The organism is Streptomyces sp. NPDC049970, from assembly GCF_040660235.1.
GTDB lineage: Bacteria > Actinomycetota > Actinomycetes > Streptomycetales > Streptomycetaceae > Streptomyces.
The window spans coordinates 147,699-162,560 of sequence record NZ_JBFALP010000016.1 but is presented as its reverse complement, the minus strand read 5'-3'; the positions used below and the strand labels follow the sequence as shown (position 1 = coordinate 162,560).

The following is a 14,862-nucleotide window of genomic DNA, read 5'->3' as shown; positions in this document are numbered from 1 at the left end:
CCTGTGGGAGAGTAGGACGCCGCCGAACAATTATTCCGGGAAAGCCCCGTGCCCTTGTGGCACGGGGCTTTTCTGCGTTCCGGACCCATTTCTCGGGGCTCTTAGCCGGCCTGAACCAGGCGCTGGCCACCGAAAACGCGGGCGGGCCGGCCTTCGAGGCATCCGTCCAGCATGCCAAGAACGGCTCTGTCGCTGGACTGCTGAGAGCGTGTCCAATCTCGTTTGCCCGGACAGGAACCGCGGGGCACCATCGGCGGATGGAATACGTCATTCGCGCTGTGCGGGCCTGGGAGTGGGAGTCGGTCAGGGAGATCCGCCTGACGGCGCTGCGGGATCCGGTGGCGCCGATCGCCTTTCTGGAGACGTACGAGCACGCGGCGTCCAGGCCGGACGAGTTCTGGCAGCGGCGGACGGCGGACGCCGCCGAGGGCCGGCTGGTACGTCAGTTCATCGCCGAGGCGCCGGACGGCCGGTGGGCGGGAACGGTGACGGTGCTCGTGGAAGGCCCCTCCGTGAAGCCGGTGTTCGGAAGGGCACCCGCGTTCGACCAGACCCACCTGGTGGGCGTGTTCGTCCGGGCCGGGCACCGGGGGCACGGGGTGGTGGACGCGCTCTTCCGGGAGGCGATCGAGTGGTCGTGGTCGCGGAGTGCCCCGCCGGTGCGGCGGGTGCGGCTGCACGTACACGAGGCCAACGCGCGCGCCGAGGCCAGCTACCGTCGGATCGGTTTCGTTCCGACGGGACGGACCGTGCTGATCGAGGGCGATCCGGATTCGCTGGAGCTGGAGTTCGAGGTCCGCCGCCGGAACGGCCTCGGAAGGGCCGTGAGTGGCCCGGCATCACCTCGGACGTGATCGCGCCACCTCGCGGGAGGCACGCGGCGGGAACGGTGCAGGCCGGCCGTCAGGGCGATTCCGGGCTCCCGATGGGAGGGCTCCCGGTGGGACGGTGCGCGCTGGGACGGTGCGCGGTGGTGGCGATCGTGAGGGTGTTCGCACCTACGATCACGGCGATGGCGAGCCAGGCGGGGGTGTCGAGTCGCTGTCCGAGGACCGCGAGACCGACCAAGGCCGCGAAGACCGGGTTCACGCTCATGAACACGCCGAAGTAGTGCGCCGGGATGCGGCGCAGTGCCAGCAGGTCGGCCAGGAACGGCACGGTGGAGGAGAGCACTCCGGCTGCCAGTGCGCAGCCCAGCGCGGCGGGTGTGGGCGGGTGGTGCCACAACGCCCACGCGCCGACCGGCAGGTAGAGGGTGCCGGAGACGGCCGCTGCGGCGGCCGAGCCCTGGAGGCCGGGCAGACGGGCCCCGACGGTCCGGTTGAGCAGGATGTAGGAGGCCCAGCACGCCGCGGCCAGCAGCGCCAGGCCGATGCCCGGGTAGTCGGTGGAGGGTGTGGGGCGAGCGAGGACGGCCACCGCGCCCGTGGCCGCCAAGGCTGCGCCCAGGTCGGTCCGGCGGCGGGAGCCGGCCAGGGCCACGGCCAGCGGGCCGAGGAACTCCAGCGTGACGGCCAGTCCGAGCCCGATCCGCTCGATCGCCGTGTACAGGGACAGGTTCATCGCCGCGAACACCACCGCGAGCCCCAGCACCGGGCGCCACTGCGCCGCGGTGAAGTGCCGCAGCCGCGGTCTGCCGACGGCCGCGAGCGCGACGGCGGCGACCCACTGGCGCACCGCCACCACCCCGGTGGGCCCGAGTACCGGGAACGCCAGCGCCGCGATGGAGGCGCCTGTCTGGTTGGACAGGCCACTGCCCAGCATCAGTGCCACACCGGCCCCGCGTCCCATGCGCTGTGAAGGGGTGGCACCCTCGGCCGCGGTGGAGCCGGGCGGTGCGGCAGGGGAGGAATCGAGCTTCATGCCTCCCCACGATCGGAGAGGCGCGGGTATACGCAAAATGCATCCGCACGCCCACCTATACGCTCAGTGTATGGATGAGACGAGCATGGCCGCAGCGCTCGAGCTGAAGCACCTGCGGTGTCTGGTCGCCATCATGGACACCGGCAGTTTCACCGACGCCGCCCACGAACTCGGGGTCTCCCAGGCCGCCGTCTCCCGCACCCTCGCCGGTCTGGAGGGCCTTCTCGGAGTGCGGCTGCTGCACCGCACCAGCCGCAGCGTCGCCCCCACCGCCACGGGCGTGCAGACGCTTGCCCGTGCGCGCATCCTGCTCGCCGGCGCCGACGAGCTCGTCCGCGAAGCCGCCACCGGGCGTACCCGTCTGCACATCGGTCACGCCTGGTCGGCCTTCGGCCGGCACACCACCGAGTTCCAGCGCCGCTGGCACGAGCAGCACCCCGACACCGAGCTGCGCCTGATCCGCCACAACACTCCCACCGGCGGCCTCGCCGAAGGCCTGTGCGACCTCGCCGTCATCCGTGCCCCCGTCGACCTGCGGCCTTGGTCCCACGCACGGATCGGCCACGAGGCCCGGTACGTCGCCCTCGCGTCCGACGATCCGTGGGCCCGCCGCCGTGGTATCCGGCTCGCCGAGATCCCGGGACGCACGCTGGCCATCGACCGCCGGACGGGCACCACAGCCCTGGATCTGTGGCCGGAGGAGGACCGGCCGGAGGTCGAGTACACCCACGACATCGACGACTGGCTCGCGGCCATCGCCACCGGCCGCTGCATCGGGTTGACCCCTCAGGCGACCGCGGCCCAGTACCGCCGCGACGGCATCGTCTACCGTCCACTCCGCGACGCCGAGCCGATTCCCGTACACCTCATCTGGCGCGCCCACACCACCCACCCCGCGACCCACACCGCGATCGCCCTTGCCGCAGGCCTCTACCGGGAGTACGACGGCGCCCCGCGTGTCTGAACGACCTTCTGCGGTAGTTCTGTCAGGGCCCTGACTAGCTCGCCCGACTGCGGTGGGCGATAGCCGGTGTTTCGGTGGGCACCGCGTCGGCGGGAGCGTCAGCGGGTTCCCGGGGTGGGCAGTGCTTCCTGCCAGCGGGCTCGGGCCTGTTCCTCGGAGCGGAGCAGGACCAGGGCAGGCATGCCCCGGTCCTCGCCGGCTGACAGCAGCTCCGGAAGCCGGGGAAGCGGGGCCACCGCCGCTACGTCGTCGAGGACGAGCGTCATTGGTGGGTCGAGCCGACCGTCGGTTGACCGTGCGGCCATGCGGCGGCCGTGCTCGACCACGTGCGAGGCGAGTGCGGTGAGCAGGGGCATCGCACCGGGGTTTCGGCGGGGATCCTCGATGGGTTCGCCGACCACATAGAGCGTTCCCCCTTCGCGCACAAAAGATTCCAGTACGAGCGCATCGGCTCGGTTGGGTGTGCACGCCTCGCGGATGTGGACCGAGGCGAGAGACGCGAACGCACGTACGGTCAGTTCCTGCGCCATCTCCCGGCGTTCGGGATACGCGGTGAGCGCCGACTCCAGGAGCCCCGAGAGCCCGGAGGCCGCCTTCGGGTGCGTACGGAGCAGGCGCACCGGTTCCTGGGCGCCCGCGCCGGAGGCCCAGCGGTGGACCTGGCGGAAGGGGCGGCCGTCCACGGCCGCGGCGTGCAGCCAGCAGCGCAGGAGGGTCTGGGCCGTGTCGGCGACGGCGGCGTCAGTCCTGGCCCGGGGGCGGACCGGCGCGAGGAGCGCGGCGGCCCGCGCGTCCGCGGTCCCGGGGTCATCGCACCCGGCGACGGGGGACCAGTGGAGTCTGGCCGGGGTGTCGCAGAGGTGGCCCGGGTCGTAGAGGAGGACGGGCCCCAGCTTGCTGCGGGCGTCCTTCGTCTCGGCCCACACGGTGGGGTCCGAGGTCACGACCAGGGCGGGGCCGTCCGCGTCCCTGATGGCCTGGACGACGGCGGGGCGGCGGGCGGGCGACGCGCCGTACATGACCTGCGGTGTCCGGGGTGTGGGTAGGCCGGGTACGAGTCCCCGGGCGTGGGCGGAGACGGGTGCGGGGGCTTCGGCGGGCGTGGGCGCCGCCGCTGCCTCGACCGGGGCCGCTTCGACCGGTGCCGTCGGCGGGGGTACTGCGGCCTGCTGCGGGGCTCGGGCCGCGGGCCCTGGGCGTACGTCTTCCGGCGCGGGTTCCCGTTCCGCTTCGTACGTCTTCGAGGTCGCGCTCCGCTGCTTCCGGACCAGGCGCCAGCGGGTCACCACACCAGCCGTGAACACGGTCAGGACCAGCAGGACCATCACCTCGCCGATGAACAGACCCCAGAACAGGCCGTATCCGGAGAGTTCGGCTGCCGGGGTGTCGGGCCAGGCACCCGGCAGGTTCGTCGGCTGTCCGGCCAGGGCCCGCAGGGCCAGCGGTGTGCGCGCGAAGGTGACGGCGTGCGGCCAGGCGCCGTGGGTGAAGAGCCCGGCGAGGCCCGTGGCCGTCCAGGCGAGGACCGTCAGTCCGAAGAGGAAGGCCAGGAGACCCACCAGCAGGCCGTCCGGGATACCGCCCTGGCCGTCGCCGCGCCCCGTGCCGGACGGTGGCTGGCGTGCCACGTCACGCCACCGTCGACTCGGACGACTCGTTCAGCCGCTGCTGGTTCTCGATGCGCGCCGCCCGCTGCTCCGCCTCCAGCTCCGCGGCCCGTACGTCCTCGGGCAGCAGATCCGCCGTGGAGCCCTCGGTCATGGCCCGGTCGGTGAAGACCAGGGGTCGTTCCGCCTCGGTGATGAGGTGTTTTACGACCTGGACGTTGCCGTTGACGTCCCATACGGCGATGCCCGGGGTCAGCGTCGGGATGATCTCGACGGCCCATCTGGGCAGACCGATGACCTTGCCCGTCGCTCTGGCCTCGTCGGCCTTCTGGGCGTAGATGGTGCGCGTGGAGGCCATCTTCAGGATGGCGGCAGCTTCCTTCGCCGCGGCTCCGTCGACGACGTCGCTGAGGTGGTGGACGACGGCCACGAAGGACAGCCCGAGACGTCGTCCGAACTTCAGCAGGCGCTGGAAGAGCTGGGCCACGAAAGGAGAGTTGATGATGTGCCAGGCCTCCTCGACCAGGAAGATGCGTTTCTTCCGGTCGGGCCTGATCCAGGTGTGTTCCAGCCAGACGCCGACGATCGCCATGAGGATCGGCATCGCGATGGAGTTGCGGTCGATGTGCGAGAGGTCGAAGACGATCAGCGGTGCGTCGAGGTCGATGCCGATCGTGGTCGGGCCGTCGAACATGCCGCGCAGGTCACCGTCGACGAGGCGGTCGAGGACGAGGGCGACGTCCAGCCCCCAGGCCCGTACGTCGTCTATGTCGACGTTCATCGCCTCGGCCGACTCGGGTTCCGGGTGCCGCAGTTGCTCCACGATGTCCATCAGGACCGGCTGGCGCTCGGTGATGGTGTCGGTGACGTACGCGTGTGCGACCTTGAGCGCGAAGCCGGAACGCTCGTCGAGGCCATGGCCCATGGCGACCTCGATGATCGTGCGCAACAGGGCCAGCTGGCCCGTCGTGGTGATCGACGGGTCGAGAGGATTGAGCCGGATCCCGTCGTTCAGCGCTGCCGTCGGGTCCAGCCGGATGGGCGTGATGCCCAGTTCCTCGGCGATCAGGTTCCACTCGCCGACGCCGTCCTCGCCCTGGGCGTCGAGGACGACGACCTGGCGGTCGCGGAAGCGGAGCTGGCGCAGCACGTACGTCTTCTCCAGTGCGGACTTGCCGTTGCCGGACTCGCCGAGGACCAGCCAGTGCGGGGCGGGGAGCTGCTGTCCGTACAGCTGGAACGGGTCGTAGATGTAGCCCTTGCCCGAATAGACCTCGCGCCCGATGATCACGCCGGAGTCGCCGAGGCCGGGTGCGGCCGTCGGCAGGTAGACGGCCTGGGCCTGGCCCGTGGACGTGCGCACCGGCAGGCGGGTCGTCTCCACCTTCCCGAAGAGGAAGGCGGTGAAGGCATCCGACATCGCGGACAGCGGATCTCGCATGGCGTGACTGCCCTCTCGTTAGCGACGGATGCCGGTGGCGAACGGCAAGGTGTTCACAAAGGCGCGGTGGTGTTCGCGGTCGCACCACTCGAGCTTCAGATACGACTTGCCGGCCGAGGCCCGGATCGTCCGCTTGTCGCGGGCGAGGGCCTCGGGGGACCGGGACGACACGGTGATGTACCCCACCAGGTTCACGCCGGCCGCGCCGCTCGCCAGATCTTCACCCCGCTGGTCGAGTCGGCCGTGTGCGGCGATGTCGCGCGGGTCGACCGTACGGTTCATCTTGGCCTGGCGGCTCGCCTCGGCGTCGTCGTTGGTCTTCTCCGTCAGCATCCGTTCGATGGCGACCTCGGTCGGTTCGAGGTCCATGCAGACGGCGACCGTGCGGATGACGTCGGGGGTGTGGACGAGGAGGGGCGCCAGGAAGTTCACGCCGACCGGGGTCATCGGCCATTCCTTCACCCAGGCCGTGGAGTGGCACCAGGGGGCGCGTGTCCTCGACTCACGGGTCTTGGCCTGGAGGAACGTCGCCTCGACGGCGTCCAGTTCGGCCGGCCAGGCGTTGCGCTTCGTCATCGCCTGGATGTGGTCGATGGGGTGGTCCGGGTCGTACATCGAGTGCACCAGGGAGGCCAGCCGGCTCTGGCCGAGCGGCTGGCGTACCCGGATGTCGGCCTCGGCGAGCCGGGCGCAGATGTCGGTCAGTTCGCGTGCCATGACGACGGCGAGCCCCGCGTCGCGGTCGACCTTGCGGCCGCCCTTGGGGCGGATCGCGCGTGCCATGGCGTTGGCCTCGGCAGCCAGGTCGCGGCTGTAGTGCATGCAGGCCACCAGGTAGGCGCGGTGCTGCTCGCTGGAGGTGGAGACCATCGACTGGAGCTGGTCGTACGACTCCTGGAGCCAGCCGGGCGCGGACCTGTCGCCGCGCTGGGCGACGTCCTTGGCGTGTGCGTCGGGGTCGGCGGGGAGCGTGCGCGCGAGGATCTGAAGGCGCGTCACGTATCCGTCGCCGTTGGCGACGTGCTTGAGCAGGGTGCCGAAGCGGTCGACCAGGGCCTCCTGGTCCTCGCTGTCGCGGAGCCCGACACCGGGGCCCTCGATCTCGATGGCGGCGGTGACCGTACGCCGGTCCGCGTGCAGCAGTACGGCGATCTCGTCGGGCCCGAACGGTGCGGCGAGCCAGCTGATCCGGCCGATGCCGGGAGGCGGCCCGATCTCCACCTCGCGCCCGTCCGCGCTCACCCCAGCCTCCATGGCCGAGGAGCGGTAGGCGGTGCCGCGGCGCAGGGTGCGCTTGAAGCTTCGGTTGATCTCGAACCACTTGTAGAAGGTGCGGCCCTTGTAGGGGACGTACACGACGGCCAGGGCCAGCATGGGGAAGCCCACGAGGGACACGATCCGCAGGGACAGGGCGGGGACCAGGAGTCCGCTCATCATGCCGAAGAACGCCCCGGCGATGATCAGGGCGATCTCGCCCGTCTCGCGGTTCTTGCCGACGATCGCGTTCGGCCGGGCGCGGCCGATGAGATACGTGCGGCGGGGCGCGATCGTGTGTGACTGGATCGTCAACGCCCTCCACCTCCTGAGCTCGTGTTACCTGTGCTGCCTGAACCGCCCCGCGAGGGACGGCTGCCGTGGGGGGTGCCGGAGGTGGGCCCGGACGCGCTGCGGGGCGCGGGTGTGGCACCGCCGCCTCCGCCGCCCTGGTTACGGGAGCTGTGGGCGGCGACTCCGCCGCTGACCGGGTTGGCGGGCCGTGCGCCGCCGCCACCGCCACCGCCCTCACCGCCGCCGCGGCCGCTGTGGGTCTTGATGCCCTGTGAGACGAGCGCGGCCGGCGAACTGATCATGGCGGCGGCCTGGGAGCCGTCGGTGGCCTGCTTGCGGTTGGTGCGGGCGCCCTGGATCTCGTCGCCGAAGCCGGGTACGAAGCGGTAGATCATGGCGGAGGCGAAGATGGCCAGCAGGATGATGGCGAGCCCGGACACGACGGCCGAGAACGCGTTGGGCCCGTCGTCGGCGGAGAGCGCGCCGGCGAGGCCGAGCACGATGACGATGACCGGCTTCACCATGATCACCGCGATCATGATTCCCGCCCAGCGGCGGACGTGGCCCCACATGTTCTTGTCGACGAGCCCGGAGTACACGACGACACCCAGCAGGGCGCCCACGTAGAGCAGGGCGGCCCGGATCACGAGCTCGAGCCACAGGATTCCGGCGGCGAGGATCGAGACGAGCGAGACGACGATCAGCATGATCGGCCCGCCCCCGATGTCCTTGCCCTTCTTGAGCGCCTCGGCGAACGAACCGAAGAAGACGTCGGTCTGCCCACCGGTCGCCGTCGAGATGACCTCTGTGACGCCGTCGGTGGCCGAGACCACCACGTACAGGATGAGCGGGGTGAAGGCGGAGGCCAGGACGGTCAGCCAGAGGAACCCGACGGCCTCGGAGATCGCGGTGGTGAACGGCACGCCTCTGATGGCGCGCTTGGCCACGGCGAAGAGCCACAGGACGAGGGTGAGGATGGTGGAGGCCGCGAAGACCACGGCGTACTGGGTACGGAAGGTGGAGTTGGTGAAGTCGACGGTCGCGGTGCTCTCCACGGCCTCGCTGAGCTTGCCCACGAGGTAGGCGGCGGCGTCGGCGCAGCCGCGGGCGAGGGAGGAGAGGGGGTCGAGGGCGTCGTCGGTTACGGAGGGGGCGCGGCGGGGGGCGCTGCCTCCGCCTTGGCAGTAGTCCTTGGCAGGACCACGAATCAAGTCGCAGGCTTCGTTGCTGCCGCTCGGTGTGGGCGTTGGCGTGGGGTCTGCTGTCGCGCGAGTCGCGAAGAGCAGAGCAGCGACCTGCACGCTGCTCACCACGGCTGTCAGCGAGAGTGCTCGGCGGGATCGCTTACCGGGCATAAGTAAACCCTCCGAACTGCTCAACGGCATTCGCCATCTCCTCAGCGGGAGAGGCCGCCTGGTCACGGCCTACCGGGGTGGGTCCGTCCTTCTGCGTGAAATCGGTGACCTTCCAGTCCCCGTTGGTCCATCTCAGCTCGAAGGTGTTCGTGTACCAGCTTTCCGACACCGGATTTTTGGAACCTTCGCCTGCCAGGCCGAACAGGGCCGAGTACCAGACAGCAATGCTTGCCGAGTCCCCGCCGAACTTTTCCACCTTGGATCCCACCGGGTTGGACCGAGAGATGAAGGTGAGCCCCGTTGGGGCGGTTCCGTCAGGATTCAGTCCGATACTCGTCAGGAATGCGTCGCCGGAGTAGACCGCGTCTAGATCGTCCTGCCGTGCGGCAGCCACTTCAGGGGCGTACACGGCTGCGGTGATTGCGCGGCGAAGGTTCTTGTCGAACATCTCCGCAGACCCCAGCGCCACCGCATAGTTCGCCGCAGCGCTCTGCGCCCCCTGCTGGTCATGCGCGAAGCCCGAGGCGATCGTGCCGTTCTTGCCCTCGACCGGCTTGGTCCCCGTCGCGGCCGTGGGTCCCGCACCAGCGGCGTCCGGCTTCTTCTCGCCGGCGTCGCCCGAGGCGTCTCCCCCACCCTGGTTCGCGAACGCGATTGCCGCGATCAGCAGCACCACCACGCCCACGATCATGACCAGCGAACGGGAGTTCCGGGCAGGGCGTCGCCCGTAGCCCTCGCCTTCGTCGGTGCCTCTGGGCATGCGCGTGCGTGTCTGGCGCGTCCCGCCCAGGGTGCTGTACGCATCGTCCGAACGGCCGCCCGGATCGTTGTCGCCGTAACCGCGCTCATCGCCCTGGCTCATGCCGCGTACGCCCCCTCAGCCGTGTGCACTTCCGCGTAGTACGACGGTAGCGGTGCTGGATTCCTCGTGGGAGCTGTGTGGTGACTCGACATCAGGGGACGCAACCTCTGCCGGTGGGCACGACGGACGGATGGTGTGGGGCGTGCCGGTGGACCCGGGCACGGTGTTGCGCTGACGGTAGGTCAGGCAGCCTCGGGTCAGACGGCCATCCCGTACACGATGGTGAACAGCGTGCCGAGCGAGCCGATGATGAAGACGCCGGTCAGGCCCGCCACGATCAGGCCCTTGCCCTGTTCCGCGCTGAAGGTGTCGCGCAGCGCCGTGGCGCCGATGCGCTGTTTCGCCGCACCCCAGATCGCGATGCCGAGGCAGAGCAGGATGGCGACCGCCATCACCACCTCGATCATGATGCGTGCCTCGTTGCCCAGGGTCCCGAACGGCCCCCAGTTCGGGGCGATTCCGCCGATGATGGTGGTGATGTCGCCCTTTTCCGCTGCCAGGATCATGTAAGTCACCGCCCCTGTTGGGTAGTTCGCAGCCCGCGCCGTGCGACACGGGTCGGTCTCTATCTTCGCTGATGAAACCGGCATCGCACGACGCCTTCCGGGGTCTCTTTACCCGAATCTCGCACGTTTGACCGGAGGAGCCGCCCTGACCTGCGGCTCGTGTCGGCATCTGCACGCATATGCATGGTTACTCTGTGTATCACGCGCTGTGACCGCTAGCAACGACGGTGGCCATGGGTTCCGGATGCGGTTGATGCGTTCACGGGATGCGAGGCGTGCGTACGCGCTGTTCGAGAGCTCTGCCCGCGCCGGTGGCTTCCGGCCGATGCGTCGTCAGCTGTCCTGCGGGGAAGAGGGCGTGCGGTGAGGGGACCGTGCGGGGAGGTGGCCGGGATGGCGGCTGCCTCGTCCGTCCCCCGGTCGGCGGCGAGGCCGGTCCTCTCTGCGAACGACCGCTCGTCCTTCCATCGCCGGTTGGCCACCACCCGTGCGTTCGACCAGGTGTACGGGTGCGGAGAAGCGCGGACGGCCACCGATGAAGATGAAGAGGCTCCGGCGGAAGTTCCGGCGGAGGTTCCGGCGATGGCTCCGGCCGGTCACGGCGCGAGGAGCGCCAAGTCGTCCGAGGTGAGCCGCAGGGCGCCGGCGGCGATGTTCTCGACGAGGTGATCCGGGTTGCCCGTACCGGGGATGGCCAGGACGTGCGGTCCCTGGTGGAGTGTCCAGGCCAGCCGCACCTGCGCGGGCGTCGCGTCGTGGGCGCGGGCGACGGCGAGCACCTCTTCCCTCTCGGTTCCGCCGGCGCCGCCTTCGCGACCGCTGCCGACGATGGCGAAGAACGGCACGAAGGCGATGCCCTCCTCACCACAGAAGCGCAGGAGAGTGTGGTCATCGGCCGGTGAGTCGATGCCGTACGCGTTCTGTACGCAGACGACGGGCGCGATGCTCCGCGCTTCGGCGAGCTGCTCCCGTGAGGTGTTGGAGACGCCCAGGTGGCGGATGAGTCCCGCGTCGCGGAGTTCGGCCAGGGCGCCGAAGTGTTCGGCGACCGGCGCGGTCGCCCTGCTCGGTGCGAGGCGCAGGTTGACCACGTCCAGGTGGTCGCGGCCGAGCTGGCGCAGGTTCTCCTCGACCTGGCCGCGCAGCTGCTCGGGGGTGGCCCAGGTCCAGGCGCCCGAGGGGTCGCGGCCGGGGCCGACCTTGGTGGTGATGACCAGGTCGTCGGCGTACGGGGCCAGGGCGCTGTTGATCAGCTCGTTCGCGGATCGCAGCGCCGAGAAGTAGAAGGCCGCGGTGTCGATGTGGTTGACGCCGAGTTCGACGGCGTCGCGCAGGACGCCGATGGCTCGCTTCCGGTCACTGGGGGCGCCGTCGGCGAAGGCAGCGCCGTTCTGCGTGAGCCGCATGGATCCGAAGCCGATCCGGTTGACCGTCAGATCGCCGAGCCGCCAGGTGCCTGCCGAGGAGGCGTCGATCTTCTCCGCTGATGAGGTCATCGTCGGATTCTGCCACTGCGGGCATCTGCCGACCGGGTCCGCCAACCGGCTCTGCCGTCCGTGGCCGTCACCCCCGTGGTCACGCGGGTCGGTCGAGCACGGACGGCCGGGCGGATTCAGGCCCCGCGCGTCAGTACGGCGGTGAAGCTGCGGCCGTAGGCGTGGTGGGTGGTGACGTCGAGGCGGGTGCCGCCGGGTACGTGCCGGGCGCGTACCCCGGGGTCGGTGGAGACGGTTCGCAGCGGTCGGCCGTGGAGGGTTACCTGTACCGTGCGCCGCGTCGTCGTGGGGTCGGACACCGCGACCGTGTACGTGCCGTCGGGAGTCCGCCGCACCATCACCGACGCGGGGCCGTCGATGGAGAGTCCCCTCACGTGGTGCGTGCCCGGGGTGAAGGCGTTGGCGGCGAGGATGCCCAGGTCCGCGTGTGCGACGGCCTGCAGGCGGACGGTGTTGGCCTGCACGGTCAGCGGGCCGTGGCGGTAGGACGCCAGCCGCGCCGCGGAGGCGTGCGGGACGAGGGCGTGTGCCATGGAGCCGGGGCGCTCTCCGGCGGCCAGGTCGTAGGAGAGCGTGAAGACCTGCTTCGTCACCGCGGTGTCGGGGTTGGCGGCGCGTACGAGTCGCCGGCTGCGGGTGACCGTGTCGAGGGAGGCGGTCGGGGCCGGGCCGGACAGGAGGACGTATCCGACCGCCGTTCCCTGCCCGGCGTCGGCGTAGCGCAGCCAGGCCGGCGGGGCGGTTCCGTTTCCGCGCCAGGGGGTCCCGTCGGGCAGGCCCCCGGTGAGGGTGACGGGGGAAGCGGGGTCGGCGATGCGGGTGTCGATGGTGGTGGTCACCGCGCGGCCCGACAGGCCGGCCACGCCCGCGTTGAGTACGACGATCTCGTCGTCGAGCATGAACCACGAGGTGGTGGCGCGTGCCGCCCGGTAGGCCACGAAGTCGTCGGGGAGTCCACCGGCCTGCTGGGCGGCGTACGCGGCGTCGTCGGACTGGACGAGTCCGGCGACGCCGTGGGCGCCGAGGCGGGCGCCGCCGGAGAACGCGTGGCTGCCGCGGGGGAAGTAGACGTAGGTGTTCTGCGACTCGGAGGACGACGTGAAGCCGCGCTCCGGGTTGTCGTACCAGGGGGTGCCGTAGAGCTCGGGGACGGTCCGGCGCGTCTCCACGGGAGCGGTGACGCCCGCGAGGCGGTGGGGCGGGACGGCGGTGAAGTAGTCGACGCCGAAGGACTGCCGCTGGTCCGCGCCCGAGAGGTAGAGGTAGTGGGCTCCGTCGCCCTGGAACCAGGGGAGCAGGTTCTCGCCGCTCATGTACTCGTACTTGCTGACCCGGTCGGAACTGCGCGCGAGAGCGAAGGCGTAGCCGGGCCGGCGGTGGACGGTCCGGTCCATCGCGTTGTACGCGGTGTGGGAGGCGGCGGGGCCCAGGTCTTTCGCGGGTGCCGCCGAGTTCAGGATGTCGGCGTACCGCGCGATGCTGAGGGGGGAGACGAAGGAGAGCGGGTCCGGAGCGGCCTTCGAGGTCTGGTGTACGTGCTTGACGTAGCCCTGGAGCGCCTCGGTGTCGGCGCCGGTCGTATGGGCGGAGAGGTCGACGACCGCCTCCACGACGCCGGTGACGTCCGCGTAGCCCGTGCCGGGACGCGAGACCGCGCGCCCCTTGACGATCTCCATCATCCAGCCTTCGAAGATCAGCGGTGCGAAGCCGTCCGCCACCCACGTCCGGACGACGCCGACCAGGTCGTCCGCCGCCACGTAGCCGGTGCCGGCGAGGAGCTTCAGGGTCTGGACGATCCGGGTGAGCAGGCCCTTGCCGTACGAACCGGTGTACGCGACCGAGCCGTGCTGGACGAACGAACCGTCGGCGTAGAAGCCGTCGGTGACCCCGTGCCGGAGGTCGTAGGGGTCGATCGTGGCGAGGACGGTCAACTGGTCGGCGACCGCCTTCCGGATCCGGTCGTCGTCGCCGAGAACGGCTCCCTGGAGGATCCGGTTAGTCGTGATGTCGGCGAGGTTGGCACCGGTGTGGAAGCGGGAGTCGAGGTCGACGTCCCCGTCCTTGCCGCTGCGCAGGTAGGCGTCCATCGAGGCGACGTACGTCGCGGTGAGGTCCGGTCGCAGGCGGGCGAGTTCGTCGCGCAGGAGGACGAGGGTCCTGCTCACGTGGCCCGGGATGCCGATCTCCCAGTTGAACCAGTTGCCGTAGTACCCCTTCGCCTGGTCGTCGAAGTACTCGTCGTGGAGCCTGGCCACTCCGTCCACGACCTGACCCCGCAGGACCTGGTTGTTCCGCAGGTCCGAGGCGTCGGTGCCGGGGAGGCAGGTGGCGAGGGCGATCTCGTAGAGGTACTGGTACGTCGTGTTCAGGGCGGTGTCGCTGGTACCGAGCGGCAGGCCCTCGAAGAGCTCCCCGGACCCGGCGGCCTCCATGGCGGCGATTCGGGCGTACGCCGTCGCCCGCAGGGACGCGATCTTGGGGGCGACCTCGGGACGGGCGTTGGATTCGGCGGTCCCCGCGAAGACCGCGGCGGTGTTGTCGAGGACGACGGCCGGTCCCGACTCTCCGTCCGAAGGGGCCTCAACCCCGTTGGCGGCCCGGGCGGGCGGGGCCTGCGCGACCGTCGACAGCGTGACCGCCGGGATCAACGACAGTGCGGAACGACGCGAGAGCTCCACCATTGCGCTCCAGGGTCCGGCCCGAAAGTGCGGGTTCCCCAGCCAAACAAGGGTGTCTCGGCGGTGTCAATGGTCAACTGCGTGGTCCGAAGTCGACGTTGAGGCACAACCCGGTCACCGGGGCGCCGGGCGGATCGGTGTCCTGCCCGAAGTGGTCGAACTCGCCGGCCCTGACGCCCCGGGTGAACGCGTCCCATTTCCGGGTGGTCGTGGTGACCACGGTGCCGGGATCGTCCGTCGTCCGCAGGTGTACGAGGCCATCGGCACCGAACGCGATCTCGATCCAGGGGCCGGGACCCTCCGCGTCCTCGGGGGCGGCACGGGACCATGAGAGGCCGGCGGGGACGTCAGCCACGGCTCTGGCTCTCTTTGACGGTGCGGATGAGGGCGGCCAGGGCGGCGGGAGTGGTACGGAGTATCGCCCCGCCGGGGTCGCCGCTCTCGGTGAGGCCTATCGAGCCTCGGAGCGACGCGACGTGCACGCATGCCTCGCCCTGCGCGCAGTAGGAGGACCTCTGCCAGTCGGATGCGGTCATGTTCGT

Annotated in this window: 13 protein-coding genes; 2 read left to right on the top strand and 11 right to left on the bottom strand. The window is 70.5% G+C overall.

The window, feature by feature from the left end:
• The first annotated feature begins 257 nt into the window (after nucleotides 1-257).
• A complete protein-coding gene (locus tag AB0I83_RS24975) occupies nucleotides 258-854 on the top strand; it encodes a GNAT family N-acetyltransferase (protein WP_363306201.1) in 597 nt (198 codons plus the stop codon).
• Between the two features lie 49 nt (nucleotides 855-903).
• Here AB0I83_RS24975 and AB0I83_RS24970 read toward each other — a convergent pair whose 3' ends face one another.
• Entirely contained in the window at nucleotides 904-1,863 is a 960-nt protein-coding gene (locus AB0I83_RS24970; protein WP_363306200.1) for an EamA family transporter, read from the bottom strand.
• A 70-nt stretch (nucleotides 1,864-1,933) separates the two neighbouring features.
• Here AB0I83_RS24970 and AB0I83_RS24965 point away from each other — a divergent pair, with 70 nt between their 5' ends.
• On the top strand, nucleotides 1,934-2,827 hold the full coding sequence (locus AB0I83_RS24965; RefSeq protein ID WP_363306199.1) for a LysR family transcriptional regulator: 894 nt from the start codon (nucleotides 1,934-1,936) through the stop codon (nucleotides 2,825-2,827).
• A gap of 98 nt (nucleotides 2,828-2,925) precedes the next feature.
• Here the strand turns inward: AB0I83_RS24965 and AB0I83_RS24960 are convergent, their stop codons facing one another.
• From AB0I83_RS24960 to AB0I83_RS24915, 10 genes are all read right to left on the bottom strand, one after another.
• Nucleotides 2,926-4,455 carry a type IV secretory system conjugative DNA transfer family protein gene (locus AB0I83_RS24960; RefSeq protein ID WP_363306198.1) on the bottom strand — a complete coding sequence of 510 codons (1,530 nt, stop codon included), beginning with the start codon at nucleotides 4,453-4,455 and terminating at the stop codon, nucleotides 2,926-2,928.
• A gap of 1 nt (nucleotide 4,456) precedes the next feature.
• Entirely contained in the window at nucleotides 4,457-5,875 is a 1,419-nt protein-coding gene (locus AB0I83_RS24955) for an ATP-binding protein (RefSeq protein ID WP_356537515.1), read from the bottom strand.
• Between the two features lie 18 nt (nucleotides 5,876-5,893).
• On the bottom strand, nucleotides 5,894-7,444 hold the full coding sequence (locus AB0I83_RS24950) for an SCO6880 family protein (RefSeq protein ID WP_356537517.1): 1,551 nt from the start codon (nucleotides 7,442-7,444) through the stop codon (nucleotides 5,894-5,896).
• Nucleotides 7,441-8,778, bottom strand: coding sequence for a hypothetical protein (locus AB0I83_RS24945; RefSeq protein ID WP_363306197.1), 1,338 nt, complete (start codon nucleotides 8,776-8,778; stop codon nucleotides 7,441-7,443). The genes AB0I83_RS24950 and AB0I83_RS24945 overlap by 4 nt, the downstream gene beginning before the upstream one ends.
• Nucleotides 8,768-9,640: a hypothetical protein gene (locus tag AB0I83_RS24940; RefSeq protein WP_363306196.1), complete on the bottom strand. Its 873-nt coding sequence runs from the start codon at nucleotides 9,638-9,640 to the stop codon at nucleotides 8,768-8,770. The genes AB0I83_RS24945 and AB0I83_RS24940 overlap by 11 nt, the downstream gene beginning before the upstream one ends.
• 197 nt (nucleotides 9,641-9,837) lie before the next feature.
• Nucleotides 9,838-10,146 carry a hypothetical protein gene (locus tag AB0I83_RS24935; protein ID WP_014047394.1) on the bottom strand — a complete coding sequence of 103 codons (309 nt, stop codon included), beginning with the start codon at nucleotides 10,144-10,146 and terminating at the stop codon, nucleotides 9,838-9,840.
• 596 nt (nucleotides 10,147-10,742) lie between these two features.
• The gene (locus AB0I83_RS24930) at nucleotides 10,743-11,642 is read right to left on the bottom strand and encodes an aldo/keto reductase (protein ID WP_363306195.1); all 900 of its coding nucleotides are present in this window, start codon (nucleotides 11,640-11,642) and stop codon (nucleotides 10,743-10,745) included.
• 116 nt (nucleotides 11,643-11,758) lie between these two features.
• Nucleotides 11,759-14,320 (bottom strand): polysaccharide lyase family 8 super-sandwich domain-containing protein, encoded by a 2,562-nt coding sequence (locus AB0I83_RS24925; RefSeq protein WP_363306212.1) that lies wholly within the window; start codon nucleotides 14,318-14,320, stop codon nucleotides 11,759-11,761.
• 73 nt (nucleotides 14,321-14,393) lie between these two features.
• On the bottom strand, nucleotides 14,394-14,675 hold the full coding sequence (locus tag AB0I83_RS24920) for a DUF397 domain-containing protein (protein WP_363306194.1): 282 nt from the start codon (nucleotides 14,673-14,675) through the stop codon (nucleotides 14,394-14,396).
• Nucleotides 14,668-14,856 (bottom strand): DUF397 domain-containing protein, encoded by a 189-nt coding sequence (locus AB0I83_RS24915; protein ID WP_363306193.1) that lies wholly within the window; start codon nucleotides 14,854-14,856, stop codon nucleotides 14,668-14,670. The genes AB0I83_RS24920 and AB0I83_RS24915 overlap by 8 nt, the downstream gene beginning before the upstream one ends.
• Nucleotides 14,857-14,862 lie beyond the last annotated feature (6 nt).

Bases quoted from the DNA above. Each gene is read 5' to 3' on its own strand.
- AB0I83_RS24935 (WP_014047394.1), bottom strand. From the start codon at position 10,146: ATGATCCTGGCAGCGGAAAAGGGCGACATCACCACCATCATCGGCGGA.
- AB0I83_RS24915 (WP_363306193.1), bottom strand. From the start codon at position 14,856: ATGACCGCATCCGACTGGCAGAGGTCCTCCTACTGCGCGCAGGGCGAG.
- AB0I83_RS24930 (WP_363306195.1), bottom strand. From the start codon at position 11,642: ATGACCTCATCAGCGGAGAAGATCGACGCCTCCTCGGCAGGCACCTGG.
- AB0I83_RS24965 (WP_363306199.1), top strand. From the start codon at position 1,934: ATGGATGAGACGAGCATGGCCGCAGCGCTCGAGCTGAAGCACCTGCGG.
- AB0I83_RS24970 (WP_363306200.1), bottom strand. From the start codon at position 1,863: ATGAAGCTCGATTCCTCCCCTGCCGCACCGCCCGGCTCCACCGCGGCC.
- AB0I83_RS24940 (WP_363306196.1), bottom strand. From the start codon at position 9,640: ATGAGCCAGGGCGATGAGCGCGGTTACGGCGACAACGATCCGGGCGGC.
- AB0I83_RS24955 (WP_356537515.1), bottom strand. From the start codon at position 5,875: ATGCGAGATCCGCTGTCCGCGATGTCGGATGCCTTCACCGCCTTCCTC.
- AB0I83_RS24975 (WP_363306201.1), top strand. From the start codon at position 258: ATGGAATACGTCATTCGCGCTGTGCGGGCCTGGGAGTGGGAGTCGGTC.
- AB0I83_RS24945 (WP_363306197.1), bottom strand. From the start codon at position 8,778: ATGCCCGGTAAGCGATCCCGCCGAGCACTCTCGCTGACAGCCGTGGTG.